The 20,105-nt window shown below is 60.5% G+C and carries 20 protein-coding genes, 1 pseudogene and 1 other annotated feature; of the genes and pseudogenes, 10 read left to right on the top strand and 11 right to left on the bottom strand.

What is annotated here, in order from left to right:
* Window positions 1-48 precede the first annotated feature (48 nt).
* A complete protein-coding gene (locus LKE90_RS14790) occupies window positions 49-354 on the bottom strand; it encodes a hypothetical protein (protein ID WP_291491557.1) in 306 nt (101 codons plus the stop codon).
* A gap of 125 nt (window positions 355-479) precedes the next feature.
* Between LKE90_RS14790 and LKE90_RS14785 the strand changes: the two genes are divergently transcribed.
* Window positions 480-1,961 carry a sodium:solute symporter gene (locus tag LKE90_RS14785; RefSeq protein ID WP_291491558.1) on the top strand — a complete coding sequence of 494 codons (1,482 nt, stop codon included), beginning with the start codon at window positions 480-482 and terminating at the stop codon, window positions 1,959-1,961.
* Window positions 1,962-1,998: 37 nt separating this feature from the next.
* Here LKE90_RS14785 and LKE90_RS14780 read toward each other — a convergent pair.
* Window positions 1,999-2,750 (bottom strand): IS5 family transposase gene (locus LKE90_RS14780; protein ID WP_291501554.1). Its coding sequence is split into 2 segments (ribosomal slippage): window positions 1,999-2,420 and window positions 2,420-2,750, totalling 753 coding nucleotides; the frame shifts between segments, so codons are not numbered across the junction.
* A gap of 318 nt (window positions 2,751-3,068) precedes the next feature.
* Between LKE90_RS14780 and LKE90_RS14775 the strand changes: the two genes are divergently transcribed.
* Together LKE90_RS14775 and LKE90_RS14770 are read left to right on the top strand one after the other, a co-directional pair.
* Entirely contained in the window at window positions 3,069-3,320 is a 252-nt protein-coding gene (locus tag LKE90_RS14775) for a GNAT family N-acetyltransferase (RefSeq protein WP_291501553.1), read from the top strand.
* A 529-nt stretch (window positions 3,321-3,849) separates the two neighbouring features.
* On the top strand, window positions 3,850-4,245 hold the full coding sequence (locus tag LKE90_RS14770) for a hypothetical protein (RefSeq protein WP_291501552.1): 396 nt from the start codon (window positions 3,850-3,852) through the stop codon (window positions 4,243-4,245).
* A 162-nt stretch (window positions 4,246-4,407) separates the two neighbouring features.
* Here the strand turns inward: LKE90_RS14770 and nagA are convergent, their stop codons facing one another.
* The gene (gene nagA / locus LKE90_RS14765; protein ID WP_291501551.1) at window positions 4,408-5,517 is read right to left on the bottom strand and encodes an N-acetylglucosamine-6-phosphate deacetylase; all 1,110 of its coding nucleotides are present in this window, start codon (window positions 5,515-5,517) and stop codon (window positions 4,408-4,410) included.
* 39 nt (window positions 5,518-5,556) lie between these two features.
* On the opposite strand from nagA, the gene LKE90_RS14760 reads away from it, so the two are divergent.
* A complete protein-coding gene (locus tag LKE90_RS14760) occupies window positions 5,557-5,685 on the top strand; it encodes a hypothetical protein (protein WP_291501550.1) in 129 nt (42 codons plus the stop codon).
* Between the two features lie 22 nt (window positions 5,686-5,707).
* On the opposite strand, the gene LKE90_RS14755 is transcribed toward LKE90_RS14760, so the two are convergent.
* Complete coding sequence (locus LKE90_RS14755) at window positions 5,708-6,172, bottom strand: hypothetical protein (RefSeq protein WP_291501549.1); 465 nt, start codon at window positions 6,170-6,172, stop codon at window positions 5,708-5,710.
* Between the two features lie 153 nt (window positions 6,173-6,325).
* On the opposite strand from LKE90_RS14755, the gene guaA reads away from it, so the two are divergent.
* Window positions 6,326-7,927, top strand: a complete 1,602-nt coding sequence (gene guaA / locus LKE90_RS14750) for a glutamine-hydrolyzing GMP synthase (protein WP_291501548.1) — start codon at window positions 6,326-6,328, stop codon at window positions 7,925-7,927.
* Window positions 7,928-8,190: 263 nt separating this feature from the next.
* Entirely contained in the window at window positions 8,191-8,610 is a 420-nt protein-coding gene (locus LKE90_RS14745; protein WP_291501547.1) for an Arm DNA-binding domain-containing protein, read from the top strand.
* A gap of 36 nt (window positions 8,611-8,646) precedes the next feature.
* Here LKE90_RS14745 and LKE90_RS14740 read toward each other — a convergent pair.
* Window positions 8,647-9,857 (bottom strand): IS3 family transposase gene (locus LKE90_RS14740; protein WP_291501409.1). Its coding sequence is split into 2 segments (ribosomal slippage): window positions 8,647-9,572 and window positions 9,572-9,857, totalling 1,212 coding nucleotides; the frame shifts between segments, so codons are not numbered across the junction.
* Window positions 9,463-9,579, bottom strand: a sequence feature (AL1L pseudoknot). Its footprint overlaps the gene before it by 117 nt.
* Here LKE90_RS14740 and LKE90_RS16545 point away from each other — a divergent pair.
* Window positions 9,777-10,346 (top strand): annotated as a pseudogene (locus tag LKE90_RS16545) (tyrosine-type recombinase/integrase); the annotation flags it as partial. The gene LKE90_RS14740 and the pseudogene LKE90_RS16545 sit on opposite strands and share 81 nt — an antisense overlap.
* Window positions 10,347-10,425: 79 nt before the next feature.
* Window positions 10,426-10,653, top strand: a complete 228-nt coding sequence (locus LKE90_RS14730) for a hypothetical protein (RefSeq protein WP_291501570.1) — start codon at window positions 10,426-10,428, stop codon at window positions 10,651-10,653.
* Between the two features lie 220 nt (window positions 10,654-10,873).
* Here the strand turns inward: LKE90_RS14730 and LKE90_RS14725 are convergent, their stop codons facing one another.
* From LKE90_RS14725 to LKE90_RS14715, 3 genes are all read right to left on the bottom strand, one after another.
* On the bottom strand, window positions 10,874-11,386 hold the full coding sequence (locus tag LKE90_RS14725) for a hypothetical protein (RefSeq protein WP_291501546.1): 513 nt from the start codon (window positions 11,384-11,386) through the stop codon (window positions 10,874-10,876).
* Between the two features lie 85 nt (window positions 11,387-11,471).
* Complete coding sequence (locus LKE90_RS14720; RefSeq protein WP_291501545.1) at window positions 11,472-12,452, bottom strand: HNH endonuclease; 981 nt, start codon at window positions 12,450-12,452, stop codon at window positions 11,472-11,474.
* Between the two features lie 10 nt (window positions 12,453-12,462).
* Window positions 12,463-13,017: a hypothetical protein gene (locus tag LKE90_RS14715; RefSeq protein ID WP_291501544.1), complete on the bottom strand. Its 555-nt coding sequence runs from the start codon at window positions 13,015-13,017 to the stop codon at window positions 12,463-12,465.
* A gap of 95 nt (window positions 13,018-13,112) precedes the next feature.
* Here LKE90_RS14715 and LKE90_RS14710 point away from each other — a divergent pair, with 95 nt between their 5' ends.
* Together LKE90_RS14710 and LKE90_RS14705 are read left to right on the top strand one after the other, a co-directional pair.
* Window positions 13,113-13,727 (top strand): hypothetical protein, encoded by a 615-nt coding sequence (locus tag LKE90_RS14710; RefSeq protein WP_291501543.1) that lies wholly within the window; start codon window positions 13,113-13,115, stop codon window positions 13,725-13,727.
* Window positions 13,724-14,836, top strand: a complete 1,113-nt coding sequence (locus LKE90_RS14705; protein ID WP_291501542.1) for a toll/interleukin-1 receptor domain-containing protein — start codon at window positions 13,724-13,726, stop codon at window positions 14,834-14,836. The genes LKE90_RS14710 and LKE90_RS14705 overlap by 4 nt, the downstream gene beginning before the upstream one ends.
* A 73-nt stretch (window positions 14,837-14,909) precedes the next feature.
* Here LKE90_RS14705 and LKE90_RS14700 read toward each other — a convergent pair whose 3' ends face one another.
* From LKE90_RS14700 to LKE90_RS14690, 3 genes are read right to left on the bottom strand one after another with little or no spacing between them, the layout of a single operon-like run.
* Window positions 14,910-18,431 (bottom strand): DEAD/DEAH box helicase, encoded by a 3,522-nt coding sequence (locus tag LKE90_RS14700; RefSeq protein WP_291501541.1) that lies wholly within the window; start codon window positions 18,429-18,431, stop codon window positions 14,910-14,912.
* Window positions 18,415-19,194, bottom strand: coding sequence for a Hachiman antiphage defense system protein HamA (locus tag LKE90_RS14695; RefSeq protein WP_291501540.1), 780 nt, complete (start codon window positions 19,192-19,194; stop codon window positions 18,415-18,417). The genes LKE90_RS14700 and LKE90_RS14695 overlap by 17 nt, the downstream gene beginning before the upstream one ends.
* Window positions 19,195-19,209: 15 nt before the next feature.
* Window positions 19,210-20,013 (bottom strand): restriction endonuclease, encoded by an 804-nt coding sequence (locus LKE90_RS14690; protein ID WP_291501539.1) that lies wholly within the window; start codon window positions 20,011-20,013, stop codon window positions 19,210-19,212.
* Window positions 20,014-20,105 lie beyond the last annotated feature (92 nt).

Below are 20,105 nucleotides of genomic sequence, written 5' to 3'. Positions count from 1 at the left end.
CTTATAGATAAAAATATAAAAAAAGATAACAGTTGGCATGATCACGGATCAGTGTCTGTTTCTCTGGACAGTTCTTCCGTCAGGCAGATGTGGAGGGGGAATCCGCACTACAGGGAGGGACTCAAGAACAGGAGCCGGAAGCGGGACATTCGGAATCACCATCCGCCATGGCAGGATTCTGATGGATATCCGCTGGACGATGGGCGGCACCATGATCTTGCCGGGGCGCGTCATGTAAAAGAGTCCGGCGGCGTAAATAACGAGCAGACAGAGGAGGACACCGACTTTCCAGCCCCGTTTTCCGGGACGTTGCGGCATGCCGGGGACAGGAACGGAAAGGAGGGCGCGCTTCATCTTTCAGCCGCTAGCCCATCAGCCCTCTCCATGCAATCTGTTTGCTTTCGTTACGATCACGCTCCACATTCTCATCACAGCCATTCAGAGACCGCCGTGCCTTTCCTGCCCACTGCCATTTCTCCATGATCAGCCTGCTCGATCCGATCGTCATTATCCTCTGGCTTGCCGCGCTCACCACAGGGTCGCTCGCTCTGTCCGGGGCCGTGCCGTGGGGACGCAAGAAAGCCCGTTCGCCGGAAGATCTGCTGGACGCGCATCGCAGCCTGCCAGCCTGGGCCATCTGCCTGTCCATTGTCGCGACGGAAACCTCGACACTGACGGTCATCAGCGTTCCCGGCATCGCCTACGCGCAGGGAATGGTGTTTGTTGGCCTCGGTGGGGGCTATCTGCTGGGGCGTATGGTCGTCGCACGCTATCTGTTGCCTCTCTACATGCGTGGCGATCTTGCCAGCGCCTACCAGTATCTCGCCCTTCGTTTCGGGCGACGGATGCAGCGACTCGCCGCCGTCACGTTCCTTGTCACGCGCCTGCTGGCGGAGGCTGTGAGGCTGTTTGCGTCCACACTGCCCATCTGCGCCCTGCTCGCCGCACGCGGCCTGTCCCTGCCGCCGCTTGCGGTTCTGCTGGGTCTGACCGGCCTGACCGCGCTTTACACAGCCATCGGAGGGTTGCGTGCCGTCGTGTGGTCAGATGCGGCGCAATTCCTGCTCTACAGTTTCGGGGCTGCGCTCTGCGCCTTTCTGCTCTGGCAGCATCTCACGCCGGAACAGGTGGGACTGCTTTCCAGCTCCGGCCATCTGTTGCCCTTTGCGTTACATGCGCCGGTTTTGACGAGCCCGTATGCGCCGCTGACGGCGCTGCTTGGCGGGGCGGTCCTTGCAATGGCCTCGCACGGAACGGACCAGCTTATGGTGCAGCGCGCGCTCGCGGCCCGTTCCCTCCGTGACGCGCAACGCGCCATGGTCGGCAGCGCCGTTGTGGTGACGGTCCTGTTCGCCCTGCTGTCTCTGGTCGGTCTGTTCCTGTGGGCGCGACACGGAGGCGTCCCTCTTCCGGCATTGGGATTGAAATCGCCGGACGAGCTTTTCCCCCGTTTCATTGTCAATGATCTGCCCGCCGGTCTCTCCGGTTTGCTCGTGGCCGGGATCATCAGCGCCACGATGGGTTCGCTGTCTTCGGCGCTGAACGCCATGACCGGATCGACCTTCGCCGATCTGGTCGGAACGACACGGCCCGCAAGCCGTGCCGCGACATGGTGCGTCACCGGTTTCTGGGCGCTGGCGCTGATCGCCACAGCCTGCGCGTTTTCCGCCTCGGCCCAGTCGGTGTTGCTGTTCGGCTTCCAGATCGCGGGCTATTCCTATGGTGCGCTGCTGGGAGCGTTTCTGCTCGGCCTTCTGTTCCGTGGGGTGACGGAAGATGTGGCGATCGTGGCTTTTGCGATCACAGTGCTGGTCATGGCTGCGCTGATCACCGGCTTTCATCCCCGAAGCGCCAGCATCGCCTTTCCCTGGCTGGTTCCCCTCGGGGTCTGCGTCACTTTTTGCGTCGGGCTTCCGCTGTCTTTGGTTTTTGGAGGGTCAGAAAGCCGTTTTAAGAAATAAAGAATTTATTTCTAAGCGTTTTAAGGTCTGTGGGGATTCACCGTGAATGGATGATGGCTGCTGCGAGGTAGATCATTGTGGTGAAGCTTTTGTCTGTTTTGTCGGCCCGCATTGCGATGCGTTTGAATTCCTTGAGCTTGCAGAAGAAGTTCTCGATCAAATGCCGCCATTTATACATTTCCCGATCCAGCGGCAGCGGTTTTGAACGTCGCGGATGCTGGGAAATGACGACTGTTGCGCCCCTTTCATTCAGTTCGGCAATGATGGCGTTGCTGTCGAATGCCTTGTCGGCGATGAAGGCGTCGAACTCGAGGCCGTCAATCAACGGTGGCGCTTCCACGCTGTCAAAACGCTGTCCGGGCATCAGACGGAAACGCACGAGATTGCCCAAGGCATCCGTCAGCGCGAGAATCTTCGTCGTCATGCCGCCTTTCGAGCGGCCTATGGCCTGGCTCTGAGTCCCCCTTTTGCGCCCTGGCCATGACGATGAACCTTTACGATCGTTGCATCGACCATGGCGTATTCCATGTCTGGATCACCGGAAAGGGCATCGAAAATCCGTTTGAAAACATCGGCATCGCGCCAGTCGCTGAAGCGACGAAAGGCCGTGCTCCAGTTGCCAAACAGGGCTGGCAGATCACGCCACGGACTTCCCGTTCGGACAATCCACAGCACCGCTTCCATGAAAAGACGGTTGTTCCGACCGCTCCGTCCAGGATCAGCAGGCTTGCCAAGGCAATGGGGTTCAATCAGCGCCCATTGGGCGTCTGTCAGCACAAAGCGTTCCATCCAAAGCTTGAATCATAAATCAACCATCATGTGAATCCCCACAGACCTTAAACTATGCAGAGGCGAGCCTTCATGTGGTCGAGATCATCCCCTTCCTGATCGGTAAAGTGGTGGTGATGATCAGGACGGAATTCAGAAAGACAGTCTGCCGCCCTTGCAACGAAAAAGTGATCTGTGTGCTGTACTCTCAGGATCACCAATTTCTGGCCTGATGAAACCGGATCAGACGTGGAGCGCCATCATGCGGTGTCTCCCGGTATCTGCTCGGTGTCGAGAACTCCTTTTCCGATGCGTGATCTTGGAGAAGCAGGAGGTATCATGGACATACATGACAATCAGGTTGCTCACCGCTTTGAAGTGAAACTTGATCAGGTCACTGCCTGGCTGGATTATCAGAAATCAGCGAACAGCCTGATGATCCTGCATACTGACGTGCCCGAAGCTCTGGCTGGGCGCGGTGTGGGCTCTGCGCTTGTGCGTCACGCTTATGAAGTGGCTCAGGCGGAAAATCTGACACTGGTTTCACAGTGTTCTTTCGCAACCGCATGGATGAAAAAGAACGTGAAATAAAACGATTTTTTAAAAGAAACTGTTTTGGAAAAGTGTTTTTTGACTTCTCCTCCGAAAATGCAACGGCTTATGAGCCAGCATAATGCCTCGGCTCCCCGGTATGCCTGTTGGTTACGTGACTGTCGCGAGAGCGGCGAAAGACCCTAATCTGCTTGGCCGTGGCGACGTTCTCCCAAGCGGTGATGTTGCTCCCGTACTGCTCTCGAAATTCGATGAATTGTTCGTGAGAAAGGCATGAAATCGGTAAGGATGGCGCTTGTCGCAACGGGGCTTTTCTCAATGATGTTCAGAAAGAAATTTCCTGTGTTTTTGCCGCTTTCGGAAGCAAAACAATTCTGATTATTTTCAAATACTTGAGTAAATTGATAAAGTTATTTCAATGGGTGATGTAGTGATGTGCGTGAATTTTTTCTATAAAATCAAAAGGGTTTCTTTTTATCCTGCTATTTGATGAAAAATTAACGATCTGTGAGATTGTGGCGATTTTGCCTATGTATTAGTGAATTATTAGCAATATATGGAGGCTGCAATGCGCGAATTAACTCTCTCGGAAATGGACACGATCTCTGGCGGATTCTGTCTGTCACTCAGCTTTGGTTGTGGCTCCAGCCTCGGTGGTCTGGACAAGCTGGTATCGACGACAATTGGTGCGATGGCTGGTCTGGCGGCGGGCATTTACAATGTCACGGCTGACCTGTTTAACGGCGCGAGCTGCAGCACGATCAACTCGGCAATACAGAATATTTCCAGCGATGTCGCGATTGGCGCCCAGTCCGGCGCGGGCATGTCTGTAAGCGGTGCGCTGTCATATTACAACAATACGATATCTTCGATAAACAATGCTGTTTCCTATAATAACTGTGGTTTCATTTCGGGAATGACCCTTATTGGATTTCCTCCTTCAACAGGTGGCGGCCTAGGCTGATACTGCCGGATTATATGTTTTCAGCCCATAATAATGGGTTTTGTATCTGTTGCCCTGCAATGTTTTTTCTGATGTTGCAGGGCAATATTTTATAAATGCGACTATATTGAATATATTTCCGATGATTTCGTTTAAACGCTGAGGGTGTGTAGTTTTTAGTTGTCAGACCACCCGGCATCCCTCCACGAATATTTCCGTTACCTCAAACTCCTCATTCATCACCACCAGATCAGCCCGCAATCCCGGCGCGATGCGTCCACGATCATGCAAACCGAGATAGGCGGCGGGGCTGGTTGAAGTGAGGCGGCTTGCAGTCGGAAGAGACACGCCGCCCACCGTCACGGCGTTACGCAGAGCGACATCGAGCGTCAGCACGCTGCCCGCAAGCGTGCCGTCGGGCAGCCGCACAGCGCCGTCGCGGATAACCACATCCTGCCCGCCAAGCTGGCTCGGCCCTTCCTGCTGGCCTGCTCCGCGCATGGCGTCGGTCACGAACAGCAGCCGTTCGCCCATGACACGGGACGCCAGACGGAACGTGGCCGGGTGGACGTGGTGCGTGTCGAAGATCATCTCGGCATAACCGGCGTCGCTGCACATCAGCGCGGTGACAGGACCGGGATTGCGGCTCTGGATTGGGGCCATGGCGTTGAACAGATGGGTCGCGCCAATGGTGCCGCCAGCAGCGCAGACGCGGCAGATCGCCTGTTCCGTTTCTTCATAACCGGCGACGGTATGGCCGAGACTGACGCGCACACCAGCTTCTGCAAAGCGGCGCATGGCGGTGTCGGCGTGGTCGAGTTCCGGCGCGAGCGTGACCACGCGGACGATGCCGGTTTCCAGCGCCTCCTCCACACGGTCGGGCGTCGGCGGAATGGCGAACGGGGGCTGTGCGCCCAGCTTGTGCGGACTGACGAACGGCCCTTCCAGATGCGCGCCGTGAATGTTCGGCCCATTCCCCGGTGGCGCGTTTCGGGCTTCTGCAACTGCCCGCAGCGCGTTCATCACTTCTGGCCAGGGACTGGTGATGGTGGTGGGCAGGATGGTCGTGGTGCCGTGCGTCAGATGGAAGCGTGACAGGCGGTGAATGGCCGCGACTCCGTCCATGGTGTCGGCTCCGTCGCCGCCGTGAACATGTCCGTCGATAAAGCCCGGCAGGATGAAGCGCCGTCCCGCATCGGGACGCGGCGTGACTGAGAGGATGCCGGTTTCATCGAAGACCACCTCACCGGAAACAACACGATCAGGAAGAACGATCTGGCCGGTCAGTTTCATGGTATCGGTCTTTCAGTTGCCGGAAGGAAATTCAGGGATATGGCGCAGCGCAGCACCCCGCAAGCCCGTCAGCTCCGCGCAGTAAACGGCCACACCCCGAAACCGATCAACATGAAAAAGTTTTTGGTGAAGCTTTTTTCAAAAAGCTTCGGAAACCATCATCCCTGAATAAAAAGACGACGCCCCGAACCTATTCCTTGTTACCCATGAAGCTTTGCCACGCACTCCCCTGAGGGCGCGTCAGCACGATATGAGCCCGGCAGTTCGGCGTGCCATACTCGCCGACAATCGTATCGCCTTCGGGGCGACCCTCGAACACCATCGGCAGGGGGCGATCCTTCATGTCCTTGAGCAGAAGCTGGGCATGAAAGCGCTTGTGGTCCTTGTCCGGCACGCCGCGCAGCACCAGCGTTCCGGTGCCCGGGGCGAAAAACAGTCTTTCGGCCCGCACCTGTAGAATGGAGGGTTTCTGATCCGGGCAGGCGCCCTTGTCGGTGACCAGAGTTCCGACCCAGTCGCCGAGAGGATCATCCTGCGCGGAAGCCAGGGCAGGCGCTGCCACGCTGCCGAGCAGCCCTCCGGCCAGTAGCCCCCCTATCAGCAGCCCTTTTATCATCATCTGGGCGCGAAACGTGTGTGAAACGGAAAAGCGCATGAATGGGACCTCTGGCTGATACGGGTTGCAGATGTCATCCTAACCCAAATATGCGGGAAACGGGTGACGTCGGCGCGCGCCCGTCCTATACCGCGCCAAAAGCATGCTGCAATGTCGCACGTCACCCCGATGCCGTGCCTTAAGGAGCCCTTCATGTCCGCCAAAGATCAGGACGCCGCCACACCCGCCCTCGACGCCTCCCTGCACGCCGATCGGATCCTGATCCTTGATTTCGGCTCACAGGTGACGCAGCTCATCGCCCGCCGCGTGCGCGAGAGCGGTGTTTACTGCGAAATCTGGCCGTTCACGGTTGCCGAGGAGCGCATCCGCAGCTTTGCGCCGCGTGGGATCATTCTCTCCGGCGGTCCGGCCAGCGTGCATGACGAAGGTGCGCCAACCATTCCGGACGTGGTGTTTGCGCTGAACGTGCCGGTGCTCGGCATCTGCTACGGCCAGCAGGCCATGTGCAACCAGCTTGGCGGCAAGGTCGAAGGCTCCGATCACCGTGAGTTTGGCCGCGCTTTTGTGGAGATCACCGAGGACTGCGCCCTGTTCCGTGGCGCATGGGCGCGTGGCGGACGTGAGCAGGTGTGGATGAGCCACGGCGACCGCGTGACGAAACTGCCGCCGGGTTTCCGCGCCGTGGCGACATCCGAGGGCGCGCCGTTCGCCGTGATCGCCGACGAAGGCCGCCGCATGTATGGCGTGCAGTTCCATCCGGAAGTGGTCCACACACCGCATGGCGCGGCGCTGCTGAAGAACTTCACGCACAACGTCGCGGGCTGCACCGGCACATGGACGATGGCGCGTTTCCGCGATGTCGAGATCGAGAAGATTCGTCAGCAGGTGGGCGACAAGCGGGTCATCTGCGGCCTGTCCGGTGGCGTGGATTCCTCCGTCGCCGCCGTGCTGATCCATCAGGCGATTGGCGACCAGCTTACGTGTATTTTCGTCGATCACGGCATGCTCCGTGCGGGCGAGGCCGAGGAAGTGGTCAAGACGTTCCGTGGCCAGTTCAACATCAGGCTGATCCATCGGGACGCATCCGACATGTTCCTGTCGGAGCTGGCAGGCGTCACGGACCCGGAGATCAAGCGCAAGACCATCGGGCGTCTGTTTATCGAAGTGTTCGAGGAAGAGGCCGCCAAGATCGGTGGCGCGGAGTTCCTCGCTCAGGGCACGCTTTATCCGGACGTGATCGAGAGCGTCAGTTTCACGGGCGGCCCGTCTGTCACCATCAAGTCGCACCACAATGTCGGCGGTCTGCCCGAGCGCATGAACATGAAGCTCGTCGAGCCGCTGCGCGAACTGTTCAAGGACGAGGTCCGCGACCTTGGCCGCGAGCTGGATATTCCGGAGAACATTGTTGGCCGTCACCCGTTCCCGGGACCGGGTCTGGCCATCCGTATCCCGAGCGACAGCATCACCCGCGAGAAGCTGGACCTGCTGCGCAAGGCGGACTCCATCTATCTGGAAGAAATCCGCAACGCTGGACTGTATGACGCCATCTGGCAGGCCTTTGCCGTGCTGCTGCCGGTCCGCACTGTCGGCGTGATGGGCGATGGCCGCACCTATGATCAGGCTGTGGCGTTGCGTGCCGTCACCAGCACGGACGGCATGACGGCGGATGTGTATCCGTTCGACATGGGTTTCCTGAACCGTGTGGCAAGCCGCATTGTCAATGAAGTGCGTGGTATCAACCGCGTGACGTATGACATCACGTCCAAGCCGCCGGGCACGATCGAGTGGGAATGATTTTTGCCCATCCGGTGGTATCCGAAACTACGCTGCGGTACGCCATAACGCACTGATAAATAATAAAAAATGCTTCGACATCAATCGATACCTATCGGTGTGTAGGGATCGGGCTTGACGGGCCGTGTGACGGGCCTTGCCCATATTGATCAGCTCCAAAATCCGAAGTACCGTCAGGGAATGTGAGGTCCTTGACGGTACTTTTTTAGATTTAACTATCTGAAAATACGGTAAGTTTTCCGCCAAGGCACGCCCAAAACCGCATGACGGTACTTTTTGGAGGTGACGCGGAAATGCTGACGGATGCTGCAATCAAGGCGCTGAAGCCGCAGAGCAAGATGTATAAGGTTTCGGATCGGGACGGCATGTACGTGCGTGTCATGCCTTCGGGAGCCGTATCGTTTCGCCTCGACTACCGTCTGAACGGGCGCCGCGAGACCGTCTATCTCGGGAAGTACGGACGCGACGGGATCTCATTGGCCCGTGCCCGTGAGCTCTGCATAGATGCGAGAAGGGCCGTCAGCGAAGGGCGGTCGCCTGCGATCGAGAAGCAGCGTGAGAAAAGACGGATCAAGGAAGCCAAGAGCTTCGGCGAGTTCGGCGAGAAATGGCTCGTCAACGCGCCCATGGCCGATAGCACGCGGGCAATGAGGCGCTCGATCTTCGAAAGAGAGCTGCTTTGAATTGCCCCGGGTTTTGTGGAGACGTTTTTATCTGAACTACGCAGCTAATGCATGTGATTTCTGTTGTGCATAAAAGCGTGCCTCAGCTTCTGCTGGGGGGATGTTTCCAATGGAGGACAGGATCCGTCGATTGTTGAACCAGTCGACCCATTTAAGTGTTGCCAGTTCAACCGCTTCCCTGTTTTTCCATGGCCCCTGCCGATAGATGAGTTCGGTTTTGTAAAGCCCGTTAATGGTCTCCGCCAGGGCGTTATCATAGGAATCTCCGACACTGCCGACAGAGGCGACCAGTCCGGCTTCAGCCAGTCTTTGCGTGTAGCGAATGGACACATATTGACAGCCGCGGTCGGAATGGTGGGTCACTTTTCCCTCAGGCCGCCTCTGGCACAGAGCCTGCTCGAGAGCATCCAGTACGAAGTCGGTATGGGCAGTGGACGAGACGCGCCAGCCCACAATAACCCGTGCGAATACATCAATGATGAAGGCCACATAAACAAAGCCCTGCCATGTGGAAACGTAAGTAAAATCCGAAACCCAGAGCCTGTTGGGGGCTGGGGCATGAAACTGGCGCTGCACCAGATCCCGTGGACAGGGCCGTGCCGGATCGGGCCGTGTGGTTCTGATCCCCTTGCCACGAATGACGCCTTTCAGTCCCATCCGGCGCATCAGCCGCTCTACCGTGCAGCGGGCGACATCCAGACCTTCACGTCTGAGCTGATGCCAGACTTTGCGCGCTCCATAGACACAGAAATTATCGGTCCAGACCCTGCGGATTTCATGATACAGTTCTTTGTCTTTCTGGCTGCGCACACAGGGATTTTTCTGTCTCGCCCGATAAGCATAATAGACAGATGGTGCAATCGACAGAACCCTGCAGATTGACCCGACACCATATGTCTGCCGATGCTCCTCAATGAAGCGTGTCATGGCCTGAACCGGCGGTCGAGTTCCGCCTGGGCAAAATATGCCGACGCCTTGCGCAGGATTTCATTGGCCTGCCGCAGTTCGCGGTTCTCTCGCTCCAGTTGCCTGATCTTCTCTCGATCTGGCAGTTCACTCACCGCAGGCGCATTGGCACGTTCATGCAGACGGGTCCATTTTGACAGCGTGTCAGGATGAATATCCAGCTTTGGCGCTATCATCATCACCGCGGACCAGCGTGATGGATGGTTCTTCTCTTCCTCCAGAACCATGCGGGCTGCACGCTCGCGAAATTCAGGCGGAAAACGCTTCGATTTGTTGCTCATGAATTCTTCTTACCTTACGGGTCGTTCTGTCTCCACAAAACCCGGGGCAATTCACTTCCGGCGTGGCGCAATCGGCTCCTCACGGAGATCACGCCGGACGACCTGCGCGCGCACTGCGCAAAGATCGTCGATCGCGGGGCGCCAGCAACTGCGATCCATGTACGGGACATCCTGAAGCAGATCTATGGGTTCGCCATCCTGCACGGTGAGAAGGTCGCAAATCCGGCTGACGATGTCGGGCCGGCATCAATCGCGACGTTCGCGCCGAAGGATCGCTCACTATCTCCGACTGAGATTCGCATCATGCTCCGGCAGCTTGAAAACGTCGCGACCTTGCCGACGATCCGGTTGGGGATGAAGCTCTATCTGCTGACGATGGTTCGCAAGAGCGAGTTGCAGGATGCGGTGTGGGATGAAGTGGATTTCGAGAACGCGGTCTGGACTATCCCGAAGGAGCGTATGAAGCGTTCTAAGGCACACAACGTCTATCTCTCGCGTCAGGACGCCGTGGGCGCCTGCTTTCCTCGCGCCCATTGCGGAGCGAGTGCGACGCGAGGCAGCTCTGCCGGTGGCTTCATCCTGGTGTATGGACGGACCGGACGACGCCGAGCGCGCTATCGCAACCGGGCAGATGGATCTCGTCATGATCGGCCGGGCTCATCTGGCGGACCCACACTACACCTTCGCGCTCGCCAAGACCCTCGGGGTCGATCGGCCTGAATGGACCACGCTGCCGGTGCAGTACGCCTACTGGCTGTCGCGCTATCGCGGCGCAGGCACAGGGTCAGCGCAGTAATAACTTATAGGCTGGGGAGCGTGCGCTGGCGGACGTCATTGATCTTCAAATCGATTCCACCAGCGTTTGTTTGCCCCAAGCCTCACGGTGTCTAAGAGAAACCCTCCGATCTGTACGCCACAGCCCGAAAATACCGCACGGCCATCTGAGAAGACTTTCAATATCGGCACCTATCGTTCTCAATCGCTCTGAGCAACGAAGGAGACGTCGATCAGCCGCGTCATTGATCCTCTGCGGCCATTGCTGGGGCAAGGACGTCGGTGCCTTTGTCGATCTCGGAGCGAACATGATCCGCGATACGATCCAACTGCACGAGCACCGCCACGTCGCCCACCTCGGCCAGTCGGTCGGGAAGATGCCGCAGATCGTGTCCCGCGAAGACGATGAAGTCGTAGTAAGGAGGCCAAGCCATCAAGGTCGCGCCAGTCGTGTCGCGATCACGTGCCAGGATTTTCCGGACCTCGTCACGCGACGCGATGCCATTTGCCTGTTCGAACGAGAGGCCGAGATCGATCAGCTGCTTGGCGAGCCGCATGAGGCAGAGATCGACGACGCCAAAGCGCTTCCACTTCGCGCGGACCCGGCTGAGATCGGGAGCGGGTGAATTCGGGTGAACAAACGGCGCCATCAATCCGCTTGAGCCGAGCAATCCCCGCTTCAAATAGGAGCGCAAACCCTCATATCCGATGGCGACGATTTCCGCCGCCCTAGCCGTTGTGACTGTCTGGTCCATTACGAGTCCAATTCGGTTCTGACAGAACCAATATGGGCACCTGTCAAATCGGTGTCAATAGGACCAATTTATTCGCGCAGCGTGATCACGCCTCCGCGTCGGGCGCTGTGTGCAAGACCGAGTCGAACCCGAAAGCCGCCGGCACCTTCTCGCCCTTGACGGGTTCGCGACCAGTGAGGTGTTCGACCTTCAAGCGGGGGCGGCCGTAGCGGGCGGCATCGAGCGACCCAGGATTGGGGAAAGGCACCATGGTGAGGGGCTTTCCGTTGATGCATTGGTCCTGCGATAGCGAAGGCAGGAACACCTGCAGCACCTCATTGCCGTAGGCGAAGGTGAAAAAGGCATAAGGGACGGTGTCAATGCCTGCGCGGCGGCGCATGAGCATCAGCATGATGAGGTCATTGCGCATCGGTCCCGGGATAGTCGTCCGGAAGACCGGGAATTCGGCGACGAAATTCCGGCTGTGATCAGTGTCGCGGATCCAATCGTAGGTTTCGCGAAAATGCTGCGTCTCGGCGTCGGGCAGCAAGGTGAGCCCGATTTTGACTAACCCTTTTAGGGCCGCGACGGGAATGTAAGTGTCGCGGTGTAACTCGAACCGAAGTTGCTTGGCCTGCTCGTCGACCTCGAAGAAGGGATCGTCTTCATATTCCTTCAACTGGAAGCCGGCGTCGGCATATTCGACCCGCCAGCCCTTATCGCGGCCAGGCTTCTTGATCGTCGGCACGCCGTTGCGCCCCTTGATGCGCGACAGGGTGCGCATCGGCTTGGACCAATTGCCGAGATGGTTCTCGATCCCCTCGCCGAACAGATGGTTGCAGGCGTCGCACTCATAATAGCTGAACAGGCCGGTATTGCCGAAGGCTGCGGGTAAAGCGTGAGCCTCGTCCTTGAACGTGACCTCCGGTTCGATCTTGCCGCAGAAGCGGCAATGCCGCGGGCTTTCGGGGCTGCCGAGGAACAGCTTCGTACCGGGCTCGAGGAAGACCGGCTCGGCGCCCGCGTAATGGGTGTCATAGAAATTCGCGGCCGCGACGGTCTGAGCGTCCAGAGTGAGGTCGGTCATCGGTCGCTCCTCAAGCGCGACGCAGCATGCGTTCGACACGCACGCGCTTGAAGCCGTCTGCGTGAACAGTTTGGCGAAGCTGACGGATGTCGCCGACGCCGAAGGCGACGGCGGCCTTCAGCGGGCTGGCGAAGGTCGCGTAATAGGTCCAGCGCGCGTCGGCGGGCAGTACAGCGTTCTGCCGCCGATCGGTGATCGCGACATCGCGCGGGTCGCTGGTGTTGCGGAATGCATGGAAGGTGACCCAGTCCGGCCGACGGTAACGGGCCGCCTTGGAGAAGGGCACCGACTGAACCTTCACGTCGGCCTGATCGAGCACCCAGCCTTGCTGTTCCAAAATCTGACGCACCATGTGCCCCACCATCTGCTTCACACGGTCAACCAGCACCTCCTCGCGGAACACCGCCAGCAGCTGCTCCTCGATCCCTTCGACAGCGGGCTTGCTGAGCTCGGAGGCGGTCTCCAGTCGAGCGACGTTTTCGGGGCGCGTGAGAAACGCCCACAACCGCAGGCCCAGATCGGACGCGTAGAGCGACGCGAATTTTTCCGGATTATAGGCAAACATGACCGGCCCTCCTTTACCGGGCAAATATGGACGGTTATAGCTTGATGTCAAGGATGGGTGTCGGGCGGGGCCGACCGGCAGGGAAGGACGCAGGGGTGGCTTTCGAAGATCTCGTCATCGCGCTGGCGCCGCCACCGAACCGCGTCGTCAAGGCGAACGGTGTCCACGAGCTCCATCTGTATGAGGGCGCGGTGATGGTCGCCTACGCCATGCATCTCCTGCGCGCGGAGGGGGCGCACGAAGTGCGCATCCATCCGGATGGAGAGCACGGAAAGCAGTTCGATTTCGTCGCCTGGCTGGCGCGCCGCGGGTTCGCCAGGGTCTCGGCGCTTGGCAGCACGACATATGGCGGGCTCTACCGCAATGAGCGCGACCAGACGATCACCATCAACCCGAAATCCGGGCTAGGAGATGTCGTCGCCGAGATCGGCGAGCAGGTGATCGTGGCCGAATGTAAAGGCGGCATCATCAACACGCGTAATGCGGGGCAGACGTCGAGGCTGTACCGCGGCTTGTGCGAAACAGTAGGACTGCTCATGGCGACGCCGCCACGGGGGCGTCAGGTGGCGGTCGCGCCGCTGACCGATGGCACGCTGCGTCTCGCCGAGCGGCTCGCGCCGCGTTGCGCTCTGGCGGGCATTGAGATCGCCGTGGTCGGTGCTCGCGGCGAGGTCCTGAACATCGAACCGACAAAGAGGACGAACCCATGAAGCGAGTGTTGACGGTGGGCGTGAACTATACCGGGGATCCGATCGAGGGCGTAGCGATCGACAATCTGGGTCTTTGCCAGCCGGATGTAGATCGCGCTCGGGCGGCCTATCCGCTCTACGAATATGACACGATCATCATCAACCCGGAGAGCTACACGCATTTCCTGTTCGGCGCGGGCGGGGAGTTCTCGAACGAGCTTTACGAACTGGGCAAGCTGAAGAGCCAGAATGATCGCTATGATCTCGACTCCGCGTTCGACGCCGAAGATCGACGCAAGGAGATGGAAGCGGCGATCGCCGACGGCGCGACAGTCGTCTGGTGCCTGTCGGAGCCCAAGCGGGTCAATTTCTTCGGATATCGCGAGACCCATCTTGGCTACGCGGCACCCGAAGTAGCGAATTTCGTGAAGCGTTCCGAGCTTCTCGTGAAGAAGGGGCGCAGGATGGGAGCGATTGATCCCGACAGTCCATTTGCGCGCTACTTCGACATGCTGTCCCGCACCGGCGGTTGGACGCTTTGCCTCTCCGATCCGGGCGAAGGCTATGGGTCGATCGCCGCCACCCCCGAAGGCTACAGCCTTGGAGGCCAATTGGCGTTGGGCAGCACGGTGGGATGGCTGGTGACGCCGCCGACATCGCAAGAGGCGCAGAACCAGCTTGTGCGCGATAGCCTGGCGATGGAGAAGTCAGACCCTGCGCATGAAAAATATCATGGCATCTTCCTCAGCCACACCGGCGTCGACAAGCCCTTCGTGCGACAACTCCGCAAGGACCTTCTCGCCCATGGCGTGCCCAGGGTATGGCTGGATGAGGCGGAGATCGAAATCGGAGACTCCCTGATTGCGAAGATCGACGAAGGCATGAAGCTCAGCCGCTACATTGCGGTCGTGTTGTCGAAGAAATCGATTGACGCGCCATGGGTGAAGAAGGAGCTCGATCTGGCAATGAACCGCGAGATCTCATCGGGAGAGGTCGTTGTGCTCCCTCTGCTCTATGAGGAATGCGAGCTACCCGGCTTCCTGCAAGGCAAGCTCTACGCCGATTTTTCAAAGCCGGAAGATTATGAGGCGGTGCTTGGCAAGCTATTGCGGCGGCTGCGGATCGGTTGACATCGTCTCGCTTGGGCGGGCGCCCGCGCACGCGACGCACCATTTGTTGTCGGCAGCCCAGTGGGCTCGGCGGCTACGGACCCGCCAGATCGTCAGGGCCAAGGTAGACGATGTCGATCTTGCTGACATCCGCCGCGACCTGGGCGCGAAGCAGACCGGCTCGAAGCGGATAGAGTGCAGCTTGGACGGTGCCGAGCGGGGAGCCGTCGGTCGATAGCACCCGAGGCTGGTTCGCCCATTGGTGAATTTGTACGACCGTACCGGGCGGTGGAGGCGCACCCAGCCAGGCGACGTTCGCCCAATAGCGCCGATCGGCCCAGGTACGTTTCTCGGCCGGCGTGAAGCTCTGGGAAAACTCCGTCCATATCGGCTTGGTTTCGAGCGTCGGCCAGTCAGGCAGCGCGCTCCAGGCGGCGACGGCATCGGAGTTGAGCCATTGCCGCAACTCCTGACCTGTCGTGAAGGTCGCGCCGGTGTCGGTCACCGCCTTGATCGCGGCGAGCCGCGAATTGAAGCCAGCTTGGATGAGGATGGACGCGGAACGGTTCAGCGTGCCGGTTTCGACAGCAGGGACCGCCAGCCCGAGTTCGTGATCTTCCAACGGCAGGTCGAACACGCCGACCGTGTCGCCATTGGCGCTGGCGCGAACGCGGATCGCCTCCATCGCCCAAGGCAGCCGATAGACGAGGCCGCCTTCAACGAACTGCAGTGTTTCCGATGGCTGAGCCCCGCCCAATGCCGCCAGCGGTTGGCCGAGCAGCCAGGCGCGCAAGATGTCGCGCCAGTTCGCCGGCAGCGGGTCGGGCGTGAAGGGATAGAAGGCGAACACCTCCTCGGCAAGACCGGTGATGGCGGTGATCGCGGCTTCTGCGTCGCCCTCCAGTATCGCGCCGTTCGCCTGGATGAGAAGCAGGTTAGCGTTGGTGGCGATGGCGTCGAGGGCATGGCCCGTCGTCAGACCCACGCCGGCGAGGAAGTAGCCGCGCCGCCGAGCAGCCGTCGACTGGCTCCAGATCAGCCGGCTGCGGGACACGAGACCCGCCTTGAGCACTTGCTGGACCTGAGCCTCCTGACGCTGCAGGCGGCGGTGCCACAGAGAGGATTGGAGGATGTCGTCCAGCGCCGCCTCGATGCCGTCATCGGGGATGTCATTCTCCGCGATAAGGCTGAGGATGGCGGTATCAAGCGTCGCAACGTGGCGTTCCCAGTCGGCCAGAGCGCGCTCCCGGTCTTCCGGCTTTTCATTGGCGATCTCGGGGAATGTCCAGGCGGCAGCGTTGTTGACGACGTAGTCGACGAGCTGGTTGAGGTCTCCGCCGATGCGCGCGCGCATCCGGGTAAGCAACACCGCGACCAAGCGCACGAGACCGCTTTCCATCTCGCGCGCGCCAAGGTCGGTGATGAGCCCTTCCCAATTCCGCCGTTTCTTGGGGATGTCGTCGAACATCGGGAAAAGGACGATGCCCTCGACGTCAACATAGGCGCGTCCGGCGCGTCCGATGACGTTCTTGAACTCGCTGATCTCGATCCGCTCGCCGGCCCGGTGCAGCGAGTACATTACGACGGCCGTCGCCGACAGATTGAGGCCCTGGGCCAGGGTTGGCGAGGAGATGGTGACCTTGAGGACATTTTCGCGAAGCAGGCGCTCGACCTCCTTGCGGTAGGCGGTCGGCAGCGCTCCGTGGTGGAGCGCGACGCCGAGGCGGAGGCATTTGAGGATGGCGCTGTCGGCGCCCAGCCATTCCTCTCCGAGCGCGATCGCTGTGCTCAGCACATTGGGATCGGCATCGAGCAGCGAGCGCAGGGCGCCGCGCTCATGGAGGTCGACGATGACATCGGCGAACGGCTCGACGCTGCGCCGCTCGGGGCAGAAGACGAGGACAGTCTGGCCATCATCGACAAGCCGCCAGGCCGTCGCGAGGCAAAGCTCGCGCTGGTCGTCGGGAAACAGCCGGATGCGGCGCCGCTTCGGCGGAACCCAGTTGGGTGGCGCGGCTCCTGTAAGGAAACGCTGGACCCAAGGCCGCTCGTCTCCGACCCGCAGATTGAGCCGGGCGGTTGGCGACCCCCACACGACTTCCCCGAAGCGCAGCCGGGTCGGCCGCCAGTCGTTCTTGATCAGCCCGCCCGGATGATCGCGGCGGAGCCAGGCGGCGAAGTCGTCGAGCTGATCGCCATCGGGGAGGATGGCTGATAGGCAGACGATCCGGCGATCCTGGGCGTCAGCGCGGCGCAGCAGCCGCTGAATCTGCACTTCGTAGCGGACCTCACGTTCGTTGAGGCCGATCATGTGACCTTCGTCGAAGACCAACAGGCCAACGTCATCGAGGAGTGAGGGATCATTGCGGAGCGCAAAGTCCAGCTTCTCGGGCGTCGCTACGACGATGTCGCGCTCACGGATCGCGTCCTCGTCAAAGCCGCTGACGCCGATGCTACCGTAGAGGGCCGATATGGTCTTACCGAGCGGCCCGAAGGTCCGTTGGAGCGTGGTTTCGGTCTGTGCTGACAGCGCGCGCAGCGGGGTGACGAACACCACCCGCTTGCCGCCGGCGAGGCAGCGCAGGATGCAGAGTTCAGCAATACGCGTCTTGCCGGCGCTCGTCGGCAGGGACACGACCAGGTCGTCGGACTGGTCGACGGCGCGACCGGCCGCCTCGGTCTGCGATGGCCAAAGGTCGATCTCCGCCTTCGCCCGACGCTGCAGCAGCGCGATGAACAGTTCGCGCAACCGCGACCAATCCGCCGCCAGTCCGCCTGCGGGCTGAAGCGGAACCCGTTCATGGAAGGTGCTCGACCACAGATCCGACAGAAGGTGGATGGCGACGCGATGGGCCCACCATTGCGGCAGCATGTTCATCTCGCCGCAAATTGCCAAGCTCACACGTAGTCGCTCAAGCGCCTGATCGACCAGCCCTCGCTCGCCCCGTTCGAGCGCGAGCAGGTAGAGCGACATGGCGGCCATGAAGGCGTCCGTGAGCGCGGTATCGAGACCGTCGAACAGGAAGTCGTCTCCACCGGCATCCGCCGGTGCGGCAACGCCCTCGGCCTGGTCGAGGCGAGCCTGGATGTCGGCGGCGATCCGCGCATCGCTGCCTTGCCCGGAGGCCCGGTAGTCCAGAACGCTGTTTCGCAAGGCGCCGAAATTGCGGCGCATCAACTGCGCGAGCGCGCGCTCGATCGGAGAGAAATTCTCATCCGCCTCGACGATCGCGAGGAGAGAATAGGCGCGCGCGGAAAGGTGCGCGAGATGATAGGCGGCCGCCGCCATAACGAAATGGAAGTCGCGGTCGGCCTCCTGGCGATCTCCCTTGGCCATCACCGCCTCAAGCGCTGTCGCCGCCTGCTCGAAGGCCGTGCGCGCCTGGGTCGGGTCGCCGCCGAGCTCGCGAAGGCGCAGGCCGAGGCCGAGCAGGGCATAGGCGTAGCTGTGCAGGTCGTAGCTGAGCTGCGGGGCAAAGGCCGGCGCGTCGGGAGGAAGGGCGCCATCCCGCCAGATGATCGCGCGGGCTTGTCCGCGAGCGATCAGTCGGCCCCGGAAGCCGGCGGCCGCCGCCTCGGCGATATCAGCGGCGATGGCCTCAGGGGTTGTTGGCATCGGCGATCACTCGATCGTAGACCGCGCCGATAAAGGCGGCATGGCCTTCCACGCGAAGTCCGATGCCCCATTGATTGATGGGGCCGGGATAGGCCTGCAGCGAGGCTGCCAGCAGCGCATCGGGGGCATTGCCCGTGAATGTGAAAAGCAGATGGCGGACGCTCTGCGGCGGGATGCCATGCTTGAGCAGCGCGTCATCGATCGCATCGGCGAGCGGCAGATTGTCGAGCTCGAGGAGACGCGCGGAAATGAAGTGCAGCGCATGGGCCGAAGGCAATCCTCCATCCTTGTCGAGCCCTGCGCGGGCTTCGGTCAGGACCTGGGCCGTCAACGCGGCGCGGCTCTTCGCCTCCGTCTTCAGAAACTGGAGACGTTGCGATTGGGGGTCTTGCAGGATGCCGATCACGTCGTCGCCACGCATCGCCATGTTGCGATGGTCCTTCCAGCGCAGGCGCTTGATCGGTGCGCGGTAGCCGCCGCTATGGGCATCTATCCATTCCGTCGCGTAGATCTCGCCAAGGTCGCCGGACCGGATCTGCTTGGTGGTCGGCAGCTTGCTCTCGATCAGCGCGGCGGCCGCGGGTTTGCCAAGCCGCGCGAGTGCGCGCGCCACCTGTTCCTCCGAGGCGTAATGCGAAGGCACGACAGCCGCTGTCGCCTGGATGCCGACCGCGAGGTGGGCGGCCTGTCCTGTCATCACCCGCCGATGGTGGTTTCCCACCGGGGCGTCGACCGAAATGCACCAATCATTGAACTGCGCCATCCTGTTTCCTCCCGGTCACTGAGGAAAGAGGTCGCGCACGCGCATGAACGGCGCGCCGGTTTCAGCGGCGCGGCGGACTTTGCGTTCGAGAACCTGGTTGAGCGGGATTTCACGATCGAGCATCTCGTAAAGGTCGAGGCCGTCCATGCAGATGACCCGCTTACCGCGTCCAAAGGCGGCGAGGCCGTCTTCGGTGAAGCCGCTGTTGCTGACGAACAGGCCGCGGGTCCAGGCCGCCTTCTGCTCGATTTTGCCATGGAAGGTATGCAGCTCAGCGACGCCGATCGGCTGGCCGTGCCATTTGGCTTCGAGCAGATAGATTTCGCTGCCGAGCTGGAAGCTGCCGTCGATCTGTTCGCCGCGCAGCCGGAACGGCTCCTGGGCGGCCAGGCCGAACGCGTCGAACAGGCCTTTGAGGAAGCCCTCGAAGGCGTAGCCGCGCGCATGTGGGGCCAACGCCGTGACCTGCATGAGGTTTGCTTTGATCTTGGCGATCGCCGTGCGGTCGACGGGAACGGACTGGGGGCTCGCCGAAGGGCGCGACGGCGCAGCGCCGCCGGAGAGGCGGCTGATCAGGCCTTGGTAGCGGGTCTCGGCATTGGCGACGGGGTCGGCGCCGCCGGAGCGCGCCAGATATTCACTGCGATGTTCCCAGAGCGCTTCGATAGCGCGTACGGCGGTCGCATCATCGCAGGTCTGGAGGAAAGTACGCAGGCGCTTGCCCTTCGATCCGCCATTGGCCGCGTATTTCGGATCGTCGATGTTGACCTTGAGTTCGGACGCGAAGAAGTCCGAGAAACTGGTGTCGGAAAAATCCAACACGAAGCCCCGGCCCCGGACGAAGTCGACGAGGTCGTCAATGATACGCAGGTCAATGGATCGAACCGAACTGATGAATCTTCCTCCGCTGT

The sequence above is a fragment of the Acetobacter sp. genome (assembly GCF_022483985.1).
Taxonomy (GTDB): Bacteria; Pseudomonadota; Alphaproteobacteria; order Acetobacterales; family Acetobacteraceae; genus Acetobacter.
The sequence above is the reverse complement of the archived record's forward strand: the minus strand, read 5'-3'. Positions and strand labels throughout refer to the sequence as shown.

Bases quoted from the DNA above. Each gene is read 5' to 3' on its own strand.
- LKE90_RS14745 (WP_291501547.1), top strand. From the start codon at position 8,191: ATGACGGTACTTTTTGGAGGTGACGCGGAAATGCTGACGGATGCTGCA.
- LKE90_RS14700 (WP_291501541.1), bottom strand. From the start codon at position 18,431: ATGCCAACAACCCCTGAGGCCATCGCCGCTGATATCGCCGAGGCGGCG.
- LKE90_RS14775 (WP_291501553.1), top strand. From the start codon at position 3,069: ATGGACATACATGACAATCAGGTTGCTCACCGCTTTGAAGTGAAACTT.
- nagA (WP_291501551.1), bottom strand. From the start codon at position 5,517: ATGAAACTGACCGGCCAGATCGTTCTTCCTGATCGTGTTGTTTCCGGT.
- LKE90_RS14790 (WP_291491557.1), bottom strand. From the start codon at position 354: ATGAAGCGCGCCCTCCTTTCCGTTCCTGTCCCCGGCATGCCGCAACGT.
- LKE90_RS14695 (WP_291501540.1), bottom strand. From the start codon at position 19,194: ATGGCGCAGTTCAATGATTGGTGCATTTCGGTCGACGCCCCGGTGGGA.
- LKE90_RS14705 (WP_291501542.1), top strand. From the start codon at position 13,724: ATGAAGCGAGTGTTGACGGTGGGCGTGAACTATACCGGGGATCCGATC.
- LKE90_RS14720 (WP_291501545.1), bottom strand. From the start codon at position 12,452: ATGACCGACCTCACTCTGGACGCTCAGACCGTCGCGGCCGCGAATTTC.
- LKE90_RS14755 (WP_291501549.1), bottom strand. From the start codon at position 6,172: ATGCGCTTTTCCGTTTCACACACGTTTCGCGCCCAGATGATGATAAAA.
- LKE90_RS14715 (WP_291501544.1), bottom strand. From the start codon at position 13,017: ATGTTTGCCTATAATCCGGAAAAATTCGCGTCGCTCTACGCGTCCGAT.
- LKE90_RS14785 (WP_291491558.1), top strand. From the start codon at position 480: ATGATCAGCCTGCTCGATCCGATCGTCATTATCCTCTGGCTTGCCGCG.
- LKE90_RS14725 (WP_291501546.1), bottom strand. From the start codon at position 11,386: ATGGACCAGACAGTCACAACGGCTAGGGCGGCGGAAATCGTCGCCATC.
- LKE90_RS14770 (WP_291501552.1), top strand. From the start codon at position 3,850: ATGCGCGAATTAACTCTCTCGGAAATGGACACGATCTCTGGCGGATTC.
- LKE90_RS14760 (WP_291501550.1), top strand. From the start codon at position 5,557: ATGGCGCAGCGCAGCACCCCGCAAGCCCGTCAGCTCCGCGCAGTAAAC.
- guaA (WP_291501548.1), top strand. From the start codon at position 6,326: ATGTCCGCCAAAGATCAGGACGCCGCCACACCCGCCCTCGACGCCTCC.